The following is a 22,249-nucleotide window of genomic DNA, read 5'->3' as shown; positions in this document are numbered from 1 at the left end:
ATGAATACTCAAGTTCAACCTGTGGCAGTCGATCACAGCCTGCTTTACCCGTCCCCATACAAGGAATTCTGGAAGGCCTTCGCCCGCAACAAAGGCGCCGTGGCCGGCCTGATGTTCATGACCCTGGTGGTGTTCTGCGCATTGTTCGCGCCGTGGGTTGCCCCGTTCGACCCCAGTGAGCAGTTCCGCGACGCCCTGCTCACGCCGCCATCCTGGGTAGAGGGTGGTCAGCTGCAATACCTGTTGGGCACCGACGAGCTGGGCCGCGACCTGCTCTCGCGACTGATCCACGGCGCGCGCCTGTCGCTGCTGATCGGTCTGTCGTCCGTGGTGATGTCGCTGATTCCTGGCATCCTCATGGGTCTGCTGGCCGGCTTTTTCCCGCGCATCCTCGGCCCTACGATCATGCGCCTGATGGACATCATGCTGGCGCTGCCGTCGCTGCTGCTGGCCGTGGCCATCGTGGCCATTCTCGGCGCCGGCCTGATCAACACCGTGATCGCCATTGCCGTGGTGTCCCTGCCCTCTTATGTGCGCCTGACTCGCGCCGCGGTCATGGGCGAGCTGAACCGTGACTACGTGACCGCTGCCAAGCTGGCCGGCGCCACCCTGCCCCGGCTGATGTTCATCACCGTGCTGCCCAACTGCCTCGCACCGCTGATCGTGCAGGCCACCCTGAGCTTCTCCTCTGCCATCCTCGACGCCGCCGCGCTGGGCTTCCTCGGTTTGGGTGTACAACCGCCCACCCCGGAGTGGGGCACCATGCTGGCGTCCGCGCGGGACTACATCGAGCGCGCCTGGTGGGTGGTGAGCCTGCCCGGCTTGACCATTCTGATCAGTGTGTTGGCGATCAACCTGATGGGCGACGGCCTGCGCGATGCGCTGGACCCGAAACTCAAGAACGCGATTTGAGGAAGCCCCCATGTCATTGCTTGAAATCAAAAACCTGAGCGTACGCTTTGGCGACGCCCACGCGGTGCCTGTGGTGGACGGCCTGGACCTGACCGTGGATCGCGGCGAAGTGCTGGCGATCGTGGGCGAATCCGGCTCCGGCAAATCGGTAACCATGATGGCCCTGATGGGCCTGGTGGATGCGCCCGGCATCATCAGTGCCGACACGTTGCGCTTCGACGGCCACGACATGCTCAAGATGAGCAAGCGCCAGCGCCGGCACGTGGTTGGCAAAGACCTGGCGATGATCTTCCAGGACCCGATGACCGCGCTCAACCCTAGCTACACCGTGGGCTTCCAGATCGAGGAAGTGCTGCGCGCGCACCTGGGCCTTAGCGGGCGCGCCGCCCGCGCCCGTGCCCTGGAACTGCTGCAAAAGGTGGAGATTCCCGCTGCCGCCAGCCGCCTCGACGCCTACCCGCACCAGCTGTCCGGGGGCATGAGCCAGCGCGTGGCGATCGCCATGGCCATCGCCGCCGAGCCCAAGCTGTTGATCGCCGACGAACCCACCACTGCCCTGGACGTGACCATCCAGGCGCAGATCATGGAACTGCTGCTGGCCCTGCAAAAGGACCAGGACATGGGCCTGATCCTGATCACCCACGACCTGGCCGTGGTCGCGGAAACCGCCCAGCGGGTTTGCGTGATGTACGCCGGTCAGGCGGTGGAAGTGGGCCATGTGCCGCAACTGTTCGACGTCCCTGCCCACCCGTACAGCGAAGCCCTGTTGGCGGCGATTCCGGAGCACAGCGAAGGCGCCGAACGGCTGTCCACCCTCCCGGGCATCGTCCCCGGCCGCTATGACCGCCCGCACGGCTGCCTGCTGTCACCACGCTGCCCTTATGTGCAGGAGAACTGCCGTCAGCAACGCCCAGCGCTGGACCCCAAGGCCCAGAGCCTGGCCCGTTGCTTCTATCCGCGTAACCAGGAGGTGGCGTAATGAGCGTCGTACTTACCGCCCGCGAGCTCACTCGCCACTATGAAGTCTCCCAGGGTGTGTTCAAGCCCCATGCCACCGTGCAAGCACTCAATGGGGTGTCCTTTGAACTCGAAGCCGGCAAAACCCTCGCTGTAGTAGGGGAGTCTGGCTGCGGCAAGTCCACCTTGGCGCGCCAGCTCACGCTGATCGAAGAGCCAAGTTCCGGCTCGCTGAAAATCGCCGGGCAAGAAGTGGCCGGCGCCAGCAAGGATCAGCGCAAGCAACTGCGCCGCGACGTGCAGATGGTGTTCCAGAGCCCCTACGCCTCGCTTAACCCAAGGCAGAAAATCGGCGACCAGCTCGCCGAGCCGCTGCTGATCAACACGCGGTTGAGCCGGATCGAGCGCCGCGAAAAAGTCCAGGCGATGATGCAGCAGGTGGGCTTGCGCCCGGAGCACTACCAGCGCTACCCGCACATGTTCTCGGGTGGTCAGCGCCAGCGTATCGCCCTGGCGCGGGCGATGATGCTGCAACCCAAGGTGCTGGTGGCGGATGAACCCACCTCCGCGCTCGACGTGTCTATCCAGGCGCAGGTACTGAACCTGTTCATGGACCTGCAGCAGCAGTACCAGACAGCCTACGTGTTCATCTCCCACAACCTGGCGGTCGTTCGCCACGTGGCCGATGACGTACTGGTAATGTACCTGGGCCGGCCAGCGGAGATGGGCCCTAAAGAGGACCTGTACCGCAACCCGCTGCACCCCTACACCCAGGCCCTGCTGTCCGCCACCCCGACCATCAAGCCCAACCCGGACAAGCCTCGCATCAAGATCGCCGGCGAGCTGCCTAACCCGCTCAATCCGCCATCAGGTTGTGCGTTCCACAAGCGTTGCCCGTATGCGACCGAGAAGTGCGCAGTAGACGTACCTGCGTTCCGCCCGGTGGGCACCCGCCAAGTGGCCTGCCACTACGCCGAACAATTCTTGTAGGAGCGTGCGCCAGCCCGCGAACCGGTAACGCCCTAGAGCCCGGGGCTGGAGGTTCGCAGGCGGGTGCGGCTCTCACAAGGGAAGCGAATCAGCGGTTTGCAAGCTCTACGAACAAAAACGCCGTAACCCTTGGGTTACGGCGTTTTCATTTCAAGCGACGGCTTAGTGCATGAAGATCGCGATCAGGATGATCAGCGGAATTGGCACACCGAGGAACCACAGCAGTAAGGAACGCATAGTGTTTCTCCTTGTTCGGCCTAGGCCGTTGGGTAAAGGGCGATCAGGTCTTATCGAACCGGTACGGTGGTGGTATGGGTCGCATGACGGTCGCCATAGCCGGTGCCATCGACATAGCGAACGTGATCGCGTTGACGGCCGCCGAACAGCGCAGCGAAGCTTGCGAAGAATGCCCCGGCCAGCAGTGCGATAAAGGTCCACAGCGATGCCCAGGCAGCAGCCTTGGCAGCCGCATCAGCAGCTTGCTTGGCGGCCACTTTCGCGTCTTCGGTGGTTTTACGAACCTGAGCGTAGACCTGGTCCACCCGCGCTTCGGCTTCAGCCTGGGTCAGGCGGGTACGTTGGGCAACCAGCTGGGCCAGGTAAGTACGGTCGTCAGCGTTCAGAGTGCCGTCGCCAGACAGCGCCTTGCTGAAGATACGACCTGCTACGCCGTTAGCAGCGTCGTCGCTGACCGGAGCTGGGCCATTGCTGCGGAACAAGGTATCGGTGAAGTAACCCATGGGGTCACCACCCTTGGCATTGGCGGCGGCGCCGCCCGCAGCGCTACCGACCATGGTGGCAGCACCCGAGGCAACACTTGCACCTGCCTGAGCACCGGTGCTCGCGACATTGCCAGCAGTACCCACGATCATCGCGGTGGTTACCAGCGTAGCGACCGCCCAAGCGAGGAAGCCATGCGCGGTATCGCGGAAATACACTTCATCACCATGAAGGTTCGCCCACTTCACCCGCAGGCGGCCGGCGATATAACCCCCCAGGCCGGAAGCAAGGATGGCGGTCAGCAGCAACCAGATGATGCTGGAAACACCAAGCGTTGTAGCGCTTGCGCCCTCGTTTGCCCACGGTGAGGTAGCCGCGAAGCCAAGCCCCGCTCCCAGAACCACAAGGATCAATGACAGCGCAGCCGCAGCGGCGGCGCCGGCAAAGATAGCCGCCCAGGACACACCTGAGCGATTTTGGCCGTCCGCGACGGCGGATGAGTAATCGGCAGTGATAGTCATTTAGCGAGGCCTTTTTTAGTTAGCAATAAGTCCATCCATTCGTAGCATTGCAGTGGACGTGCCAGGGCGACGTTTCGTTCGTTTTACTTAAAAACAATGACTTAATGATTCGCGCGCAACAAAAGACCGTGCAAAATGCCAGATCCCGCTACATAACGCAGGGTGTTCTGCAACAATAAGACGCCACTGTTTTAGTATTACTGGCAAAAATCAGTGGGCACTCTGGTGTTTTCTCTTATCATCGCGGCCGGCATATGTGCGCTTTAAGCACCCTGCAGCGTTACGCTTTATCTTCCCATTGCCGAGTGATATGGATGATCACGGTATTCAAGCATTACCCCTTGCCGGTCAAACTTCTTTTGACCGCGTCGTTCACGCTTACCCTGGGGCGAGCAATCACACTGCCCTTTTTAGTGATCTACCTCGCGGCTACCTTCGGCTTGAATATCGGCGCGATCGGCAGCCTGATCGGGGGTGCGCTCATTTGCGGCTCGGTGCTGAGCGTATACGGGGGTTATCTCAGCGATCACCTGAGCAGTTACCGGCTTGTCCTGGCCTATACCGGGTTGTTCATTTCAGGGTTTGCCGGCATGTGCGTCACCGAACACCTGGGAGTCTTTTTTGGGTTCCTGGTGACATTCAACTTCGCTTATTCGGCCATGGATGTAGTGGTCAAGGCGGCACTCGGACGGCTGTTAACCTCAGGTGAGCAAGGCCGGGCATTTTCCATTCGCTACACCTTGATCAATATCGCGTATGCCCTCGGCCCGTTTCTCGGGGCTTGGCTTTCAAAGGCGTACCTGAAATTGCCGTTCATGGTGTCGGCATCGCTCGGGCTCGCGTTATTAGTTGCCTATGCCCTGTATGGTGAACGCCGCCGTGAGGACAGCGCCAGGTTTCAGCCCCCGATAGGGTTCCTTGCCGTTGGGCGTGTGCTGCTCAACGACCGCCGCCTGGTGTTCTTCACGTTGGGCGGGCTGTTGAGCGCGGTGGTCTTCGGGCAGTTCACGGCTTATCTGTCCCAATACCTGGTGGTTACCAGTAGCGCCGAGGCCGCTTACCCGATCATCAGCACGCTGGTGGCGGTGAATGCCGTGGTCGTGGTAGCGCTGCAATACGTGATCGGCCGGCGAGTGGCGGCGGATAAACTCGAAGCCTGGTTGATGGCGGGGTTGGGGTTGTTCCTGGCGGGCGTTCTCGGCTTTGCCTTTTCCAGTACACCCTTGCATTGGGCACTGTCGATGGCCGTGTTCACCCTTGGCGAGATTATCGTATTCCCCGCCGAATACATGTTTATCGACCGCATCGCACCCGACCATCTACGTGGCATGTACTACGGCGCGCAAAACCTCTCGAGCCTAGGTGCTGCCCTGGGGCCGATCCTATGTGGATGGCTGCTGGCGGTGGCACCCGCGCCGTGGATATTCGTGATGCTCTGCGCGTTCATCGTGGTGGGCGGGATGTTGTATCGGGTAGGGGCGAAGCTGGCGGCGCCGAGCGCGGCTGGATAACCACGCTAAAAAGGTACAGCGTGCGCAGTGTACGCTTTGCCCAATTGCATCATGGAACTTGGATATGGCCTTGCGTTTAACCCTGATAGCTCACGGCGGCACGGCGGCCCAACGCCAGGCCCGCTTCCCGGCTGACGAGCCGGCGGAGCTCGATGCACCGGCTAGCGCCTATCGCCTCGGGCGCTTTCCCAGGCGAACGCGGTTTCTGCAAGGGCCGGAACAACGAGTACGCGACACGGCCGCACTGTTTTCAAGCCAATGCGAGGTTGAACCGGCGTTGCGCGATTGCGACTTCGGCCGCTGGGCAGGCGTCAGCATCGATGAGGTGGCTGCGGGCGAACCTGAAGCCCTGGCGCTATGGATGCAAGACTGGCAAGCCGCACCCCACGGTGGTGAGTCACTGCAGGCGGTGTACCAACGCACCTGCGCATGGCTGGGCGCGCTCAGCGGCACTGGCCAGGTCGTTGCGGTCACTCACCCTTACGTAATGCGCTGCGCACTCATGCATGTGCTGGGGTGCCCGCCGGCTGCCCTGCATGTCATCGACATCGAGCCATTGGCCGCCGTGACCCTGAGCTTCAACGGCCGATGGAGAATGCGTGCGGTCAGCTTGCTGCCAACGGCGGAACCTCGGCCCGCTTAGGGCGGGCGGTTTCGGAGGGGGTAGGGCTTAACGCGCCGGGCGCTCCACCAGCACTTCGCTGATCTGGGTCAGCGGGGTAGCATTGGTGAAATGAGGAACGTCGGCATTGAGCTCCGCGCCATGGGCCCCCATGGCCTGCTTGAAGCTTTCCAGGGTTTCGAAGTAGAGGCTGCAGATCGTAACGAAAGGCGCCGCACTTTGTGGGGCCCCGCCCCCCAGGCCTTTTTCCACGCTGTCGGCTATCAGGCTGGCGCCCAGGCGCAAGCGCACCAGCGCCATGTGCTTATCGAGGTAGTAGGGGTAGTCGAAGGTCACGCCTTCAGCGTTGGGGTACAGCACGCAGACTTTGATCATGTGGAGCCCTTATGAACAGATAAGGGCTCCAGCATAGGCCATGAAGCGCGAATACCACAGCAGCCGGCTCGCAGGCTTCACCTACTTCGCCGGCAGCTTGCCTGGCCCGCGGCTTAATGGTGCTCGCGAGTGGCGTGGAATTTCACATCTGGCCAGCGCTCTTCCATCACCGCCAGGTTCACCCGGGTGGGCGCCAGATAGGTCAGGTGACCACCGCCGTCGATGGCCAGGTTCTCCACCGCCTTGTTCTTGAATTCCTCGAGCTTCTTCTTATCGTCGCAGGCAATCCAGCGGGCGGACCACACTGTGATCGGCTCGTAGGCGCATTCCACCTTGTATTCCTCCTTCAGGCGGCTGGCGACCACGTCGAACTGCAGCACACCCACAGCGCCGAGAATGATGTCGTTGCTGCGCTCGGGGAAGAACACCTGGGTGGCGCCCTCCTCCGCCAACTGTTGCAAGCCCTGGCGGAGTTGCTTGGATTTGAGCGGGTCCTTCAGGCGGACCCGACGGAACAGCTCCGGCGCAAAGTGCGGAATGCCCGTGAAGCCCAGGTTTTCGCCTTCGCTGAAAGTGTCGCCAATCTGGATGGTGCCGTGGTTGTGCAAGCCGATGATGTCGCCCGCATAGGCTTCCACCAGTTGCTCACGCTCCGAGGAGAAGAAGGTCAGCGCATCGCCCACCCGCATGTCCTTGCCGAGGCGCACGTGGCGCAGCTTCATGCCTTGGTCGTACTTGCCGGAGCAAATGCGCATGAAGGCGATACGGTCGCGATGCTTGGGGTCCATGTTCGCCTGGATCTTGAACACGAAACCGGTGAACTTCTCTTCGGTCGGCTCTACGGTGCGTTCGTTAGCCACCCGCGGCAGCGGGCGCGGAGCCCAGTTCACCACGGCGTCGAGCACGTGGTCCACGCCGAAGTTGCCCAAGGCGGTGCCGAAGAACACGGGGGTCAACTGGCCGTTGATGAATTCGTCGGCATCGAAGGGGTGGCAAGCGCCCTGCACCAGCTCCAGTTGCTCGATGAAACGTTCATACTCATCACCCAGGTGAGCACGGGCTTCATCGGAGTCGAGCTTTTCGATGATCTTCACCTCGGTGCGCTCGTGGCCGTGGCCAGGGGTGTAGACGATGATGTAGTCGCCCTCGAGGTGGTAAACGCCCTTGAAGTCCCGGTAGCAACCGATTGGCCAGGTGATAGGCGCGGCCTTGATCTTGAGCACGGCCTCGATTTCGTCTAGCAGCTCGATAGGGTCGCGGATGTCCCGGTCCAGCTTGTTGATGAAGCTGACGATGGGCGTGTCGCGCAGGCGGCACACGTCCATCAAGGCGATGGTGCGCGGCTCCACGCCCTTGCCGCCGTCGAGCACCATCAGCGCCGAGTCCACCGCGGTCAGGGTGCGGTAGGTGTCTTCGGAGAAGTCTTCGTGGCCCGGGGTGTCGAGCAGGTTGATCATGTGATCGCGATAGGGGAACTGCATCACCGAGGTGGTGATGGAGATGCCCCGTTGCTTTTCCATTTCCATCCAGTCCGAGGTCGCGTGGCGGTCGGATTTACGCGATTTCACCGTACCGGCCACCGCGATCGCCTTGCCCATCAGCAGCAGCTTTTCGGTGATGGTGGTTTTACCGGCGTCGGGGTGAGAAATGATTGCGAAGGTACGGCGCTTCGCGACTTCGGCGGCCTGCTGGGTCATGGAAAATCGCCCGGGAGCTGAACAAAAAAAGGGCACGGATTATAGCTCAGAACGGCCCTTGGACTGAACCGTCGGGCATATTCCGGGTGGCCCTGAGCCGTTCGTTATGGGAACCTTTAAAACGATGGAGCCGTCCATTAACACGTAGCCGCTTCGCTTACGTAGTTGAAACATTTGGCTTTTTCGACCTGACGGGGTCGTGCTCATGGTTCTTCCGGCCCCATTGCAGGGCCGCGACGGGGCCGCTTTTCGCGCCATTGTCGGCCGCCCGCCACGTCCCGGGCCAAGGCTGCCATGGCGCAGACTGGAAAAAACAGGAGACGTCTGTGGCCACACGCTACGGAACGGGCCTGGTGGGGTGCGCCGCTGTGCTCGCCGTCCTGGCCCTGCTGCTTCACTGGATCGGTATCGACACCGTCCGGCACTACCAAGATGACCTGCTGTTCTACCTGCAAGCCCACTTGCTGTTGGTGCTGGCGTCCATGCTGGCCGCCCTGGTGATCGGCCTTCCTGCCGGCGTGCTCCTTAGCCGCCCCGCCATGGCGCGGCAGGCGGAGCGGCTGATGCAAGTGTTCAATATCGGCAACACCGTCCCGCCCCTGGCCGTACTCGCCATCGCCCTGGGTATCCTCGGCATCGGCAATGGCCCGGCCATCCTGGCGCTGTTCCTTGCCTCCTTGTTGCCGATTGTGCGCAACACTTACGAAGGCTTGAAAAACGTGCCCGCCTCGCTCAAGGAGGCCGCCACCGGCATCGGCATGACCCCACGCCAGGTACTGTGGCAGGTGGAACTGCCCAACGCCGTGCCGATCATCGTCGGTGGCATACGTGTAGCGTTGGCCTTGAATGTGGGCACCGCGCCGCTGTCGTTCTTGATCGGCGCCAATAGCCTGGGCAGCCTGATCTTCCCCGGCATCGCCCTGAACAACCCTTCGCAACTGCTGCTGGGAGCTGCCTGCACCGCATTGCTGGCATTGCTGCTCGACGGCTTGGTGCTGCTGGTCAGCCGCACCTGGCTGGAACGCGGCCTGGCCCCTGCCCGCTGACACAAGGACCCGCACATGACCAAATCAGGCTGGCTGCTGGCGGCAGCCCTACTGTTCTCGGGCGTTGCCCAAGCAACGGACGCCACCCCCGTGCTGCGCATCGGCGCGCGGGTTTTCACCGAGCAAACCCTTCTGGCCACGCTTACCTCCAAGTACCTTGAAAGCAAAGGGTTGCGCACGCAGATCACTGGCGGTTTAGGCAGCAACATTGCCCGCAGCGCGCAGGAGAGCGGGCAGCTTGACCTGCTGTGGGAGTACACCGGTGTATCGCTGGTGTCTTACAACCACATCGACGAAAAGCTCGACAGCGCGGCTACCTATGCCCGGGTCAAGGCCCTGGACGCGCGCAAGGGGCTGGTGTGGCTGGCCCCTTCCAAGTTCAACAACACCTATGCCCTCGCCCTCCCCGACAAGATTGCCCAGCGTTACCCGCAGATCAACAGCATCAGCCAGTTAAATGCCCAGGTGCAGCGCAACGCGGATGAAAGCCATGTGCTTGCGCTGGACACCGAGTTCGCCAACCGCCCGGATGGCCTCGTTGGGCTGACGCAGGCGTACGGCCTGACCTTCGGCCGCCGCGACATCCGCCAGATGGACGCAGGCCTGGTGTACACCGCCCTGCGCAATGGCCAGGTGTTCGCCGGCCTGGTGTACACCACGGACGGTCGCCTGGATGCGTTCAAGCTCAAGGTGCTGGAAGACGACCGTCATTATTTCCCCGATTACACCGCCGCGCCGGTGGTGCGCCAGGCCGTGCTGGATCACTCCCCGCAATTGGCCAGCCTGCTCAAGCCACTGGCCGAGTTGCTCGACAACTCCACCATGCGCCGGCTCAACGCCCAAGTGGACGTCGAACACCAGAACCCCGGCGCAGTGGCCGAGGCCTTTCTGGCCGAGCACCCTGAGCTGAAGGAGGCGCAATGAACCTGCTGGCGACCTTTTACCTTATCGATTGGCAGCAAGTGCTCGAGCTGACCGGCCAGCACGTGATGTTGGTAGGCATTGCGGTAAGCCTGGCGATCCTCGTCGGTGTGCCGGCAGGGATCCTGATGACGCGTTTCCCGGCGCTGGCCGGCCCGCTCCAGGCGACCGCCACGGTATTGCTAACGATCCCCTCCATCGCCCTGTTCGGCTTGCTGTTGCCCTTCTATTCCAAGTTCGGCCAAGGCCTAGGGCCCTTGCCGGCTATTACCGCCGTCTTTCTTTATTCCCTGCTGCCGATCTTGCGCAACACCTACCTGGCGCTGACCAGCGTCGAGCCAGGCATCCGGGAAGCCGCCAAGGGCATTGGCATGACTTTCGGCCAGCGTCTGCGCATGGTCGAACTGCCCATCGCGGTGCCGGTCATCCTGGCTGGGGTTCGCACTGCCGTGGTGATGAACATCGGCGTCATGACCATCGCCGCCACTATCGGGGCCGGCGGCCTCGGTGTACTTATCCTGACGTCCATCAGCCGCAGCGACATGCCCATGTTGATCGTCGGCGCGGTACTGGTGAGCCTGCTCGCCATCATCGCCGACCTCCTGCTGCAATGGCTGCAACGCTCGCTGACTCCCAAGGGGCTGCTCAAATGATCGAACTTCAGAACCTGACCAAGACCTTCAACAGCAAAGGCAAGCAAGTACGTGCCGTGGACGCGGTAAGCCTTACCGTCAATGAAGGCGAGATCTGCGTGTTCTTGGGGCCTTCGGGCTGCGGCAAGAGCACCACCTTGAAGATGATCAACCGGTTGATCGAGCCCACCTCAGGCAAGGTATTGATCAACGGCGAAGACACTACCGCGCTGGATGAGGTGACCCTGCGCCGCACGATCGGCTATGTCATCCAGCAGATCGGCTTGTTTCCCAACATGACCATCGAAGAAAACATCACCGTGGTGCCGCGCCTGCTGGGCTGGGACAAAAACCGCTGCCGGGAACGGGCCCGCGAGCTGATGAACATGATCAAGCTCGAGCCCAAGCAGTACCTGAGCCGTTACCCCCGAGAACTTTCCGGCGGCCAACAACAGCGGATCGGCGTGATACGGGCGCTGGCCGCGGACGCGCCCTTGCTGTTGATGGACGAACCCTTCGGCGCCGTGGACCCGATCAACCGCGAGATGATCCAGAACGAGTTCTTCGAGATGCAGCGGGCGCTCAACAAGACGGTGATCATGGTCAGCCATGACATCGACGAGGCGCTCAAGCTGGGCGACAAGATTGCGATTTTCCGAGCCGGCAAGCTGTTGCAACTCGACCACCCAGATACCCTGCTGGCGCATCCGGTGGATGATTTCGTCAGCAACTTCGTCGGCCAGGACAGCACCCTCAAACGCCTGTTGTTGGTGAAAGCCGAAGACGCCGCCGACAACGCGCCCTCGGTAAGCCCGGCCACGCTGGTGAGCGAAGCGCTAGAGCTGATGGACGAGCACGACCGGCGCTACGTGGTAGTCACCGATGCCGATAACCGCGGCCTTGGCTATGTGCGTCGGCGCGACCTGCACCGTCAACAGGGCCATTGCGCGGCCTATCTACGGCCGTTCAACGGCACGGCTGCCTACGATGAACACCTACGCATCCTGCTGTCGCGCATGTATGAACTGAACCGGTCATGGCTGCCGGTACTGAGCGCGGAAAACGTATTCCTTGGGGAGGTGACTCAGGAATCCATCGCCGCCTACCTTAGCTCTGGACGCTCGCGGGGGATGAAAACCAGCATCGTGTCGCCGGCGGAGCATGCTTGAGTTCGCAGGCTCCGCCCGCGCCCATCGCGGAACACCCGGAACATCGGGCTGAACGGTCAGTCGTTATTCAAGGAGACCGTTCCCCCCTGTGTTTAATTTATTTAAATGCGACGTTTAATTTATTTAAACGCGACATTTTTTGTTGATCTTGGCTTTGCCACGTCCTACAGTGCGCGCCGAACGTCCATGCTGGAAACGATCCATCCGGCTCAAGTACTGACGACGAGACAGCAAGGTCACTCCCCCACGGCGTGGCCTTTTTGCTTTCGGCGACGTGCCTTGGGAAGTAGGCGAACCAAAGTGGGGATACGGAGGGCGTTCAGTTCAGCCACTTTCATTCACGCTTGCCCGAGGAGTGCTTTGTATGACGATCAAGGTCGAAGATTACTACCCTCGCGAAACCTTCCAGAAAATGAAGGCTTTCGCCGACACCCAGGAAACCCCGTTCGTGGTGATCGATACCCAGATCATCAGCCAGGCGTACGACGACCTGCGCGCGGGTTTCGAATTTGCCAAGGTGTACTACGCGGTGAAGGCCAACCCGGCTGTCGAGATCATCGACCTGTTGCGCGACAAAGGCTCGAGCTTCGACATCGCGTCGATCTATGAGCTGGATAAAGTGATGGGGCGCGGCGTGGGCCCGGAGCGCATCAGCTACGGCAACACCATCAAGAAATCCAAGGACATCCGCTACTTCTATGAAAAAGGCGTGCGCCTGTACGCCACCGATTCGGAGGCCGACCTGCGCAACATTGCCAAGGCGGCGCCGGGCTCCAAGGTGTATGTGCGCATTCTCACCGAAGGCTCCACCACGGCAGACTGGCCGCTGTCGCGCAAGTTCGGCTGCCAGACCGACATGGCCATGGACCTGCTGATCCTCGCCCGCGATCTGGGCCTGGTGCCTTATGGCGTGTCCTTCCACGTAGGCTCGCAGCAGCGCGATATCAGTGTGTGGGACGCCGCCATCGCCAAAGTGAAGGTGATCTTCGAGCGCCTGAAAACCGAAGACGGCATCGAGCTGAAGCTGATCAACATGGGCGGCGGCTTCCCGGCCAACTACATCACCCGCACCAACAGCCTAGAAACCTATGCCGAGGAAATCATCCGTTTCCTCAAGGAAGACTTCGGCGACGACCTGCCGGAAATCATCCTCGAACCCGGCCGTTCGCTGATTGCCAACGCAGGCATCCTCGTCAGCGAAGTGGTGCTGGTGGCGCGCAAGTCCCGCACCGCGGTCGAGCGCTGGGTCTATACGGACGTGGGCAAGTTCTCCGGGCTGATCGAAACCACCGACGAATCGATCAAGTTTCCGATCTGGGTCGAGAAGCACGGCGAAGTCGAGGAAGTGGTGATTGCCGGCCCAACCTGTGACAGCGCCGACATCATGTACGAACACTACAAATACGGCTTGCCGCTGAACCTGGCTAGCGGCGATCGTTTGTATTGGCTGTCGACCGGCGCATACACCACCAGTTACAGCGCTGTGGAATTCAATGGGTTCCCACCGTTGAAGTCTTACTACCTGTAAATCCCGGCACATTCACGGTCGGGTAGCCCCGGCCGCGAATGTGGTAGGCGCCATTGCCTACTATCACGCCTCCGGCTCAGCGACCGCGCCTTCGATGATCTGCATCGCGAACTCTGCGACGGGGCCATGCTCCAGGTTCAGGTAATGCCCCTTGCGGCCGGTCGTCCAAGCCGAATGGTCGTAGCCGACCCGCAGTGGCCGACCATCGACCGTCTCGATATGCACCTGTTCACCCCGCTGCTCCAACCGGAAAAATGGGCCGATCGCCGGGGTCAGTGGATACAACCCAAGGTAGCCATTGCGGCTTATTTCTACCCGCACGTTATTTTCCGGGCCGCGGCTGCGCCACAGGCGGATCTCGAACAGCGTGCCGGTGTCGGCAAACTCCACCGCGCCGAACCAGAAACGCTGGGCTGGGCGATCGGTGCGGCCGTTGCTGGTCAGCCAACTGCCACCATGCCAAAGGGTGGTTCCATGGCTGCTGGTGCCTTGGATCTCCCAAGTGCCCACGGGCCCAGGCGCATCGGTATTGAGCACCTCAAGGGTGGCGACGAAGGACAGTGCCTGTGTGTAGGGTTGCGTCATGGTGTGGCTCCTTTTGGTTGGAGCCGGGATGCTTGCTGCTAGGCGGTTTGACCGGAACCGGCAAAGGTTTCCTCGCTGCGCCAGACAGCCGCCAGCGCACGTACCTCAGGCTGCCGCGCCTGGGCCAGGGCCGCGGCCGCGACTGCACGGAAACGGCCATGCCCACCCTTGCGCGCTTTCTCCAGCCAAACCAGGCCTTCCTCAAGCTGGCCGGCGCTGATCAACACACCGGCATGGCTGAACTGGCCGCGAAAGTCCCCGGCTTCGGCCGACCGTCGATACCAACGATGGGCAGCCGGTTCATCCTTGGGCACTACCTGCCCCTCTTCCAGGTAGCGCCCGTAGAGGTTCATGGATTTGGCATGGCCCATGTGCGCCGCGCGCTGGTAGCAGCCCACGGCAGCCACGTCATCGCGTGCCACGCCCCGGCCGGTGGCCAGCAGGTTTGCCAGGTTATACAAGCCCCAGTCCAGCCCGCGCTCGCCACACGCACGATAATGCTGGGCGGCCAGAGCAGGATTGGCTTCGCAGCCCCAACCGTGCTCGTGGCAACGGCCAAGCATGTTCATCGCCATCAGGTGCCCCGCCTGCGCTGCGATGGCAAACCAGCGCAAGGCCAGCGGCGGGTCGCGCTCGATGCCGCGGCCGTCGAGCAGGATTTGCCCCAGCAGCGCCTGAGCGTCTATCGCCCCGGCGGCCGCCGCGGCAAGGATGGCTTGCGCGGCGCGCGCCGGCGACTCGGCCAAGCGGTCCTGCAACGAGGCGCTGTCCAGGGCGTCTTCGCGACGAAGCGTCCAGCCGCTCATACGTCCACCCAGCGGCGCAGCAAGTTGTGGTAGGTCCCGGTCAGCCGCAGCAACGACGGATGCTCGGGCACGTCTGCGGTCAACGCCTGGATCGCGCCGTCCATCTCGAACAGCAATGCTCGCTGGGCGTCTTCACGCACCAGGCTTTGGGTCCAGAAGAACGCCGCGTAACGCGCGCCGCGTATCACTGGCCGCACTTTGTGCAGGCTGGTGCCGGGGTACAGCAGCAGGTCACCGGCGGCGAGCTTGATCGCCTGGGTGCCGAAGGTGTCTTGGATCTCCAGCTCACCACCGTCGTAGTCCGCCGGGTCACTGAGAAATAGCGTGGAGGATAGGTCCGTGCGCAGCCGCTCGCCGCCACCACGCGGTTGACGCACGGCGTTGTCGATGTGGAAATCGAAACTGCCGCCATCCCGATAGCAATTGATCAACGGCGGGAAGATCTTGTGCGGCAGCGCTGCGGACAGGAACAGCGGGCTCGCCCAGAGGCGTTCGAGCAGAGCACTGCCGATTTCCCTCGCCAGCGGGTGGCTCTCGGGCAACTGCAGGTTGTGCTTGGCCTTGGCCGATTGATAACCGGCGGTGAGCTTGCCGTCGGCCCAGTCGGCCGCCGCCAGCGCCTCACGGATGCGAGCCACTTCTTGCGCAGTGAACAGCGCGGGAATCTGGATGATCATGCGGGGGGCCTCGAGCGAACAGGGCGCAATGATATTGATTCCCACTTAACTTCGGCAAGCGGTGCTTCGTTTTGGCAAAACGACCGCCTCGGGGCCCAAATGTAAAGAATGTAAAGCAGGCGCAAATAGCATTATTTCTCAATTGATACCAATAAGCGTTTGCCCTATTCTGCGCCGCCTCACACCTGGGGAGGTTTCCGATGTCACGCCAATACAAACAATTCCACGGCTCGCCGCGGCTGCTCGCGTCCGCTGTAGGGGTAGCCATCAGCACCGTGTCCGCCGCTCAGATGGCCCAGGCCGCCGAGGCGGACAACAAGGCCATCACACTAGGCGCGACCTCGGTCACCGAACAGGCCCCGGCCGATTCCTACCAGACCGAACAATCCGCCTCGCAGAAGTACACCGCCCCTCTGCGCGACACGCCCCGTGCTGTAACGGTGGTGCCACAACAAGTCATCAAAGACACCGCTGCCCTTAACCTGCAGGACGCCTTGCGTACCGTGCCAGGCATCACCTTCGGCGCTGGCGAAGGCGGCAACCCACAGGGCGACCGGCCGATCATTCGCGGCTTCGATGCCCAGGGCGATACGTATATAGACGGTGTGCGCGACGCTGGCGCCCAGAGCCGTGAAATCTTCGACATCGAATCGATTGAGATCAGCAAGGGCCCGAACTCGGCGTTCGGCGGCCGCGGCAGCGCCGGTGGTAGCCTTAACCTGGTAAGCAAGTTGCCCAAGGACTACGACTTCCTCGATGGCGGTTTCGTCTATGGCTCCGACCAGACCCGCCGCTACACCCTCGACGTGAACCGCAAATTCCTCGATACCGCAGCCTTCCGCCTCAACTTGATGAGCCACGAGCAAAACGTCGCCGGCCGTGACGCGATCGACTATGACCGTTGGGGCGTCGCACCTTCGGTAACGTTCGGCCTGGGTACCGATACCCGGCTGAACCTGAGCTATTACCACCTGGAAAGCGACGACCTGCCAGATTCCGGCATCCCCTATGGGTATTCGTCCAGAACCGCCACCGCGCACGTGCACGACAAGCCGAACGACGGCGGTGACAGCGATAACTTCTACGGCCTCAAAGACCGAGATTTCCGCAAGACACGCGCGGATATCAGCACCATCGCCTTCGAACATGACTTCAACGACGGTATGACGTTGAAGAACACCCTGCGCCACGGCAACACCGGGCAGGACTACATCCTCACCCAGCCGGACGACAGCAAGCGCAACGTGAGCCAATACGGCACCGTATGGCGCCGCGCCAACTCGCGGGTGTCGGTGACCGAAACCACCACCAACCAGACCGACCTGTTTGGCGAGTTCCATGCCTTGGGCTTCAAGAACAGCTACTCCACCGGCCTGGAACTGACCCGTGAGAAAACTCGGGTGAGTGGCTACACCTACAGCACCAGTGCGCTAACCAACTGCTCGCCCACCGGCAACGGCAATAGCGTATCGGGCAACTGCACCTCGCTGAGCAACCCGAACCCGGACGACAACTACGGCGGCACCATCACCCGTAACCGGGCAACCACCGAAACCGCAGCCGACACCCGCTCGCTCTACGCCTTCGACACCATCGAGCTGGACCCGCAATGGCTGCTCAACCTGGGCGCTCGCTACGACAGCTTCGATACCACCTCCCATTCGGCGACCACCCAAGCCACCAATGAGAGCAACTTCTGGAACTGGCAGGCGGGCATCACCTACAAGCCGGCAGAAAACGGCAGCATCTACGCCTCCTTCGCCACCTCGGCCACCCCGCCAGGCGGGCTGATCGGCGACGGTTCCGAAGGCAACCCGCTGGTCACAGGCGTGGTGTCCAGCGACCTTGAGCCGGAAACCACGAAGAACTACGAGATCGGCACCAAGTGGGACCTGTTCAACGAACGCGTATCCCTTACTGCTGCAATCTTCCGCACTGAAAAAGACAACACGCGCATCCTGGTGGATGCCAATACCTACCAGAACGCTGGTAAGTCCCGCGTAGACGGCGTCGAGTTGTCGGCCAGCGGCAAGATCACCGACAAGTGGCAGGTCTTCGCGGGCTATAGCTACCTGGACAGCGAACTGGTCAACGCTGGCCTCACGGGCCGTAACGGCGCGGTCACCGCGGGCGCTGCGCAATATTCGGGTAACGAGATGCCTAACACCCCGAAAAACAGCGCCAGCCTCTGGACGACCTATCAGTTGATGCCGAAGGTAACCATCGGCGGCGGCGCGTTCTATGTGGATCAAGTGTTCGGGGACGCAGGCAACACCGTCTACGTGCCGTCGTACACTCGTTATGACGCAATGGCGGCCTACAAGCTGAACAAGCATCTGGACTTCCAGCTCAACGTGCAGAACCTCACCGACAAAACCTATTACGACAAGGCCTATGCTTCGCACTTCGCGAGCCAGGCTGCGGGGCGCACAGTGCTGTTGAGCACCAACTTCCACTTCTAACCCCCAAGCCCGGCGTACCCCGCTCACTTCGGTCAGCGGGGTTTTTGCTGTTCAGCTTCTTGAGAATCGCCAGCAGGCAGGCCACGTGTTCAAGAAAACGATTTTCCAGCTTCATTGGTTGTTCGGGATTTCCGCGGGCCTGGTGCTATCGCTGATGGGCATCACGGGGGCGCTGTATTCGTTTCAGGAAGAGATCCTCCTGGCGCTCAACCCTTCCACACTAAAAGTGCAAGTGCGCGAGGCCGGCGTACTGCCGCCCTCCCAACTGATCGAGCGGCTGGAGGCGCAATACCCGGGCAAGGTCAACGGGCTGTGGATCGATACCACCAGCGGCCAGGCCTCGCAGGTATTTTACGCGCCGGCGCCCGGCGAGCGGCGCGGCCCGCAACGCTACTTCGACCCCTTTACCGGCAACCTGCAGGGGCGGGTATCGGGGCAGGCGTTCTTCGGTTTCGTGTTGCAGCTTCACCGCTTCCTGGCTGTGGGCGAAATCGGCAAGCAGATCACCGCCGCCTGTACCCTGGTGCTGCTGTTTTTCTGTGCGTCTGGCTTGTACCTGCGCTGGCCAAGAAAGGCGCTGGCCTGGCGGGCCTGGTTGACCCTCAACTGGGCCAAGCGTGGGCGGGCCTTCCACTGGGACTTGCACGCCGTGGCGGGTACCTGGTGCCTGCTGTTTTACCTGGTGGCCGCCTGCACGGGGCTGATTTGGTCTTATGACTGGTTCCGCGACGGCGCCTCGCGCCTGCTCACGGGCACGTCGATGCAACACCAGGGCGCAGAGCGGCGCGGCCGCGTTGCCTCCGGGGCTGCGCCGCAGGCAAACGTAGACGCTATCTGGCAGTCCATCCGCCAGGCCGCGGGGCCGGACCTGAGCAGCTTCAACCTGCGCCTGCCGGCGGCGCCCGGCCAACCCGCGAATGCCTTTTACCTGTTAACCAGCTCGCCGCACGATCGTGCTTTCAATCCGATGGAGCTCGACCCGCTTACCGGCGCTGTGCTCAAGCATGAACGGTATGCCGCTCAGGGGCTCGGCGAGCAGCTGTTCACGAGCAATTATGCAGTGCACACCGGTAGCTTTTTTGGGCTGCCCGGCCGCTTGCTGATGACTGCCGCCAGCCTGTGCATGCCGCTGTTTTTCGTGACCGGCTGGTTGTTGTACCTGGACCGCCGGCGCAAGGCGCGCCATGTACGCCTCAGCAGCCAAGGCCTGGACGGTCAGCGCGAAGGCTGGCTGGTAGCCTTCGCCAGCCAGAGCGGCCTGGCCGAACAACTGGCTTGGCAGGCCGCTGCCCAACTTCAGGCGAGCGGCCAGGGTGCCCGCGTGATCAGCCTAGGCGCGGTGAGCGAGAGCGATCTCAAGGCCGCGCGGCAGGCACTGTTCGTGGTTAGTACCTTCGGCGACGGCCAGGCGCCCGACGCCGCCCGCCTGTTCGAGAAGCAACTGGCGGCGCGGCAATGGCCCCTGCCCCAGTTGCAGTACGGCCTGCTTGCGCTGGGCGACCGCAGCTACGACGATTTCTGCGGCTTCGGCCGACGGCTGGGCAGTTGGCTCGATAGCCAGGGGGCCCAGGCGCTGTTCCCGCCGGTGGAAGTAGACAACGCCGATACGGCCAGCCTGCAACGCTGGCAGCATGCCTTGAGCCGCCATTGCGCAGTGGGTGATAAGCATGCTGGGCCGCCTATGATCGAGCCATGGCCGTTGGTCGAGCGCAGCCTGCTCAACCCGGGTAGCGCAGGCGCGCCGTTGTTCCTGCTGGAGCTCGCGCCTCCCGCGGGTGCGCACTGGGAGGCTGGGGACTTGCTGGAAGTGATCCCCCCTGGTCAACCGTTGGCGACACAACCGCGGGCCTACTCCATCGCTTCGCTGCCAAGCGAGGGCACCTTACGCCTGCTGGTGCGCCAGCATCGCCTGGCAAACGGCGCGCTGGGGCTGTGCTCCGGCTGGCTGACCACGCAGGTCACCCCAGGCAGCGGCATCGACGTCCGGTTGCGGCGCAACAGTAACTTCCACCTACCTGACGATGACCGGCCGCTGATTCTAATCGGCAATGGCAGTGGCCTGGCCGGCTTGCTCAGCCTGCTCAAGGCGCGCATTGACGCCGGGCAGCGGCGCAACTGGTTGATTTTCGGCGAGCGTAACCAAGCGACGGACTTCTACTTCGAAACCGAGCTGTCCGCCTGGGCCGCACAGGGCGATCTAGCGCGGCTGGACCCGGTGTTTTCCCGCGATCAGGCGCAAAAACGCTACGTGCAACATGTGCTGCGCGAGGCGGCAACTGGCCTGCGGCACTGGCTGGCCGACGGCGCCGCGATCTATCTGTGCGGCAGCCTGGAAGGCATGGCACAAGAGGTTGATCACACCCTGCGCGAACTGCTCGGGGATGCGGCGGTGGAAGGCTTGATGGAAAGTGGCCGCTACCGCCGGGATGTTTATTAGCGCCCAGTTTGCGGGTTGGCGCCTGCTCTCACAGAGGTCGGCTGGCGTCACACTGGCGGCAAAGTGCGCTCGAACACCGCGACGCCATCAAGGTCGCGCAGGGTGACGGTCAACTCGCCGCTCTGCGCTGCGATGTTCACCTCACCGAAGAACTGATAGCCGGCGAACGGTGAGGTGTTCTGCGCAGGCGGCGCTTTCTGGAATACCACCTCCGGCCCAAAGGTAAGGTCCAGCGGGTTTGGGCCGAAGCTGCCAGCATTCAGCGGCCCGGCCACGAATTCCCAGAAGGGCTCGAAATCCTGGAATGCCGCACGGTCGGGGTGGTAATGGTGGGCCGCGCAATAATGCACATCGGCAGTGAGCCACACCGTGTTGCGTACCTGCTGGCGGCGCAAGTGGCCCAGCAGCTCGGCAATCTCCAGCTCGCGCCCCTTGGCCGGGCCATTGTCGCCGTTGGCGATGGCCTCCCAGCGGCCGACGCCAGGGCTTACTTCGCCGTCCGGCACGCCCAGGCCAATCGGCATGTCTGCGGCAATCACCTTCCACTGCGCCTTGGAAGCCGCCAGCTCGGCCTTGAGCCAGTCCAGCTGCGCGCGGCCCAAGAAGGCGCTATCAGCGTTCATCACCTCGCCCAGGTTGGCATCGTTGCCGCCGCGATAGCTGCGCATGTCCAGCACGAACACATCCAGGGCCGGGCCATAACCGATGCGCCGGTATACACGCCTGCCGCTGTCGGCCTGCTGCGGACGCATGGGTGCGTACTCCAACCAGGCCTGGCGCGCCGGAGCCACCAGTTGCTGGATGTCCTGGGTGTGATAGCGGTTGTCCAGTTGCTTGCTGGGTGACCAGTTGTTCACTACTTCGTGGTCGTCCCATTGCCAGATCTGCGGCACCTCGGCGTTGAACCGCCGAACGTTCTCATCCATCAGGTTGTAGCGATAGTTGCCGCGATAGTCAGCCAGCGTCTCGGCCACCTTACTCTTCGACTCGCTGGTGACGTTGCGCCATAGCCGCCCATCCTCGGTGGTGAGCTGCGCCGGAACCGGGGAGTCCGCATAGATAGTGTCGCCGCTGTGGATAAAAAAATCTGGCAGGCGCAGGCGCATCGCCTCATAAATGCGCATCCCGCCGATATCAGGGTTTATACCGAAGCCCTGCCCCACGGTATCGCCACTCCAGACGAAGCGAATATCGCGGGCCTGGGCCGGCACGCTGCGCAAGTGGCCGAACCACGGTTCGCTGGCCACGCCCGTGTTGGCATCCTCGAACCACACGCGGTAGAAAATGGCCTGGCCGGCAGGCAAGCCGGTGAGCTCTACCCGCCCGGTAAAGTCACTGCTGGCGTCCACCAGGCCTGACATCACCCGCCGCGGCTGGCTGAACACGCTACGGGTGTCCCACTCCACCATCATCTTGGCCGGGCGATCGCAGCGGCTCCAGATCATCGCCCGGTCGCCGAGCGGGTCGCCGGATTGCACGCCATCGGTGAGTTGCGGGCGGTCCTTGACCGAGGCCAGCACCGCCGGTGCCAGGCCGGGCAGCAACAGGCCTGCGCCTACCCCCTGCAACAAGCGGCGGCGGGCAATGGGAAATGGGCTCATGGCAGGCTCCTTCGGGCTATGAAGGAGCCTAATTAACGGTAAAAAGATGACAGCAGCGTGTACCCCTCCGCTGCTGCGCT

General features: G+C 62.4%; 19 protein-coding genes. 12 read left to right on the top strand and 7 right to left on the bottom strand.

Annotation, left to right across the window (positions count from 1 at the left end):
* Genes OGL93_RS00685 through OGL93_RS00675 form a run of 3 tightly spaced genes read left to right on the top strand, consistent with a single transcriptional unit; the run spans position 1 to position 2,859 of the window.
* Positions 1–912, top strand: coding sequence for an ABC transporter permease subunit (locus OGL93_RS00685; protein WP_263260364.1), 912 nt, complete (start codon positions 1–3; stop codon positions 910–912).
* Between the two features lie 10 nt (positions 913–922).
* Positions 923–1,891: an ABC transporter ATP-binding protein gene (locus OGL93_RS00680; RefSeq protein WP_263260362.1), complete on the top strand. Its 969-nt coding sequence runs from the start codon at positions 923–925 to the stop codon at positions 1,889–1,891.
* The gene (locus OGL93_RS00675; protein WP_263260361.1) at positions 1,891–2,859 is read left to right on the top strand and encodes a peptide ABC transporter ATP-binding protein; all 969 of its coding nucleotides are present in this window, start codon (positions 1,891–1,893) and stop codon (positions 2,857–2,859) included. The genes OGL93_RS00680 and OGL93_RS00675 overlap by 1 nt, the downstream gene beginning before the upstream one ends.
* A 287-nt stretch (positions 2,860–3,146) precedes the next feature.
* Here OGL93_RS00675 and OGL93_RS00670 read toward each other — a convergent pair whose 3' ends face one another.
* Positions 3,147–4,100: a hypothetical protein gene (locus OGL93_RS00670; protein WP_263260360.1), complete on the bottom strand. Its 954-nt coding sequence runs from the start codon at positions 4,098–4,100 to the stop codon at positions 3,147–3,149.
* A 314-nt stretch (positions 4,101–4,414) separates the two neighbouring features.
* On the opposite strand from OGL93_RS00670, the gene OGL93_RS00665 reads away from it, so the two are divergent.
* Together OGL93_RS00665 and OGL93_RS00660 are read left to right on the top strand one after the other, a co-directional pair.
* Positions 4,415–5,611: an MFS transporter gene (locus OGL93_RS00665; RefSeq protein WP_263260358.1), complete on the top strand. Its 1,197-nt coding sequence runs from the start codon at positions 4,415–4,417 to the stop codon at positions 5,609–5,611.
* Positions 5,612–5,675: 64 nt separating this feature from the next.
* Positions 5,676–6,254: a histidine phosphatase family protein gene (locus OGL93_RS00660; RefSeq protein WP_263260357.1), complete on the top strand. Its 579-nt coding sequence runs from the start codon at positions 5,676–5,678 to the stop codon at positions 6,252–6,254.
* A gap of 27 nt (positions 6,255–6,281) precedes the next feature.
* Here the strand turns inward: OGL93_RS00660 and OGL93_RS00655 are convergent, their stop codons facing one another.
* Complete coding sequence (locus tag OGL93_RS00655) at positions 6,282–6,608, bottom strand: EthD family reductase (protein ID WP_263260356.1); 327 nt, start codon at positions 6,606–6,608, stop codon at positions 6,282–6,284.
* A 113-nt stretch (positions 6,609–6,721) separates the two neighbouring features.
* The gene (locus tag OGL93_RS00650) at positions 6,722–8,305 is read right to left on the bottom strand and encodes a peptide chain release factor 3 (RefSeq protein ID WP_263260354.1); all 1,584 of its coding nucleotides are present in this window, start codon (positions 8,303–8,305) and stop codon (positions 6,722–6,724) included.
* Between the two features lie 326 nt (positions 8,306–8,631).
* Here OGL93_RS00650 and OGL93_RS00645 point away from each other — a divergent pair, with 326 nt between their 5' ends.
* The 5 genes from OGL93_RS00645 (at position 8,632) to OGL93_RS00625 (ending at position 13,601) form a co-directional block, all read left to right on the top strand.
* On the top strand, positions 8,632–9,351 hold the full coding sequence (locus tag OGL93_RS00645; RefSeq protein WP_263260353.1) for an ABC transporter permease: 720 nt from the start codon (positions 8,632–8,634) through the stop codon (positions 9,349–9,351).
* A gap of 15 nt (positions 9,352–9,366) precedes the next feature.
* Positions 9,367–10,275, top strand: a complete 909-nt coding sequence (locus OGL93_RS00640) for a glycine betaine ABC transporter substrate-binding protein (protein ID WP_263260352.1) — start codon at positions 9,367–9,369, stop codon at positions 10,273–10,275.
* Positions 10,272–10,925 (top strand): ABC transporter permease, encoded by a 654-nt coding sequence (locus OGL93_RS00635; RefSeq protein WP_263260350.1) that lies wholly within the window; start codon positions 10,272–10,274, stop codon positions 10,923–10,925. The genes OGL93_RS00640 and OGL93_RS00635 overlap by 4 nt, the downstream gene beginning before the upstream one ends.
* Complete coding sequence (locus OGL93_RS00630; RefSeq protein WP_263260349.1) at positions 10,922–12,073, top strand: betaine/proline/choline family ABC transporter ATP-binding protein; 1,152 nt, start codon at positions 10,922–10,924, stop codon at positions 12,071–12,073. Before OGL93_RS00635 ends, OGL93_RS00630 begins: the two co-directional genes overlap by 4 nt.
* 364 nt (positions 12,074–12,437) lie before the next feature.
* Positions 12,438–13,601 (top strand): type III PLP-dependent enzyme, encoded by a 1,164-nt coding sequence (locus tag OGL93_RS00625; RefSeq protein WP_263260348.1) that lies wholly within the window; start codon positions 12,438–12,440, stop codon positions 13,599–13,601.
* A 63-nt stretch (positions 13,602–13,664) separates the two neighbouring features.
* Here OGL93_RS00625 and OGL93_RS00620 read toward each other — a convergent pair whose 3' ends face one another.
* From OGL93_RS00620 to OGL93_RS00610, 3 genes are read right to left on the bottom strand one after another with little or no spacing between them, the layout of a single operon-like run.
* Positions 13,665–14,186, bottom strand: a complete 522-nt coding sequence (locus OGL93_RS00620; protein WP_263260347.1) for a hypothetical protein — start codon at positions 14,184–14,186, stop codon at positions 13,665–13,667.
* Positions 14,187–14,224: 38 nt separating this feature from the next.
* Positions 14,225–14,992 (bottom strand): tetratricopeptide repeat protein, encoded by a 768-nt coding sequence (locus OGL93_RS00615; protein ID WP_263260346.1) that lies wholly within the window; start codon positions 14,990–14,992, stop codon positions 14,225–14,227.
* Positions 14,989–15,669, bottom strand: a complete 681-nt coding sequence (locus OGL93_RS00610) for a Fe2+-dependent dioxygenase (protein WP_263260344.1) — start codon at positions 15,667–15,669, stop codon at positions 14,989–14,991. Before OGL93_RS00610 ends, OGL93_RS00615 begins: the two co-directional genes overlap by 4 nt.
* A gap of 200 nt (positions 15,670–15,869) precedes the next feature.
* Here OGL93_RS00610 and OGL93_RS00605 point away from each other — a divergent pair, with 200 nt between their 5' ends.
* Positions 15,870–18,131, top strand: a complete 2,262-nt coding sequence (locus tag OGL93_RS00605) for a TonB-dependent siderophore receptor (RefSeq protein WP_263260343.1) — start codon at positions 15,870–15,872, stop codon at positions 18,129–18,131.
* Positions 18,132–18,216: 85 nt separating this feature from the next.
* The gene (locus tag OGL93_RS00600; protein WP_263260341.1) at positions 18,217–20,568 is read left to right on the top strand and encodes a PepSY domain-containing protein; all 2,352 of its coding nucleotides are present in this window, start codon (positions 18,217–18,219) and stop codon (positions 20,566–20,568) included.
* A 47-nt stretch (positions 20,569–20,615) separates the two neighbouring features.
* Here OGL93_RS00600 and OGL93_RS00595 read toward each other — a convergent pair whose 3' ends face one another.
* Positions 20,616–22,169: an alkaline phosphatase D family protein gene (locus OGL93_RS00595; RefSeq protein ID WP_263260340.1), complete on the bottom strand. Its 1,554-nt coding sequence runs from the start codon at positions 22,167–22,169 to the stop codon at positions 20,616–20,618.
* Positions 22,170–22,249 lie beyond the last annotated feature (80 nt).

Origin of the sequence: Pseudomonas sp. RIT-PI-S (assembly GCF_025642975.1) — a bacterium.
GTDB lineage: Bacteria > Pseudomonadota > Gammaproteobacteria > Pseudomonadales > Pseudomonadaceae > Aquipseudomonas.
The sequence above is the reverse complement of the archived record's forward strand: the minus strand, read 5'-3'. Positions and strand labels throughout refer to the sequence as shown.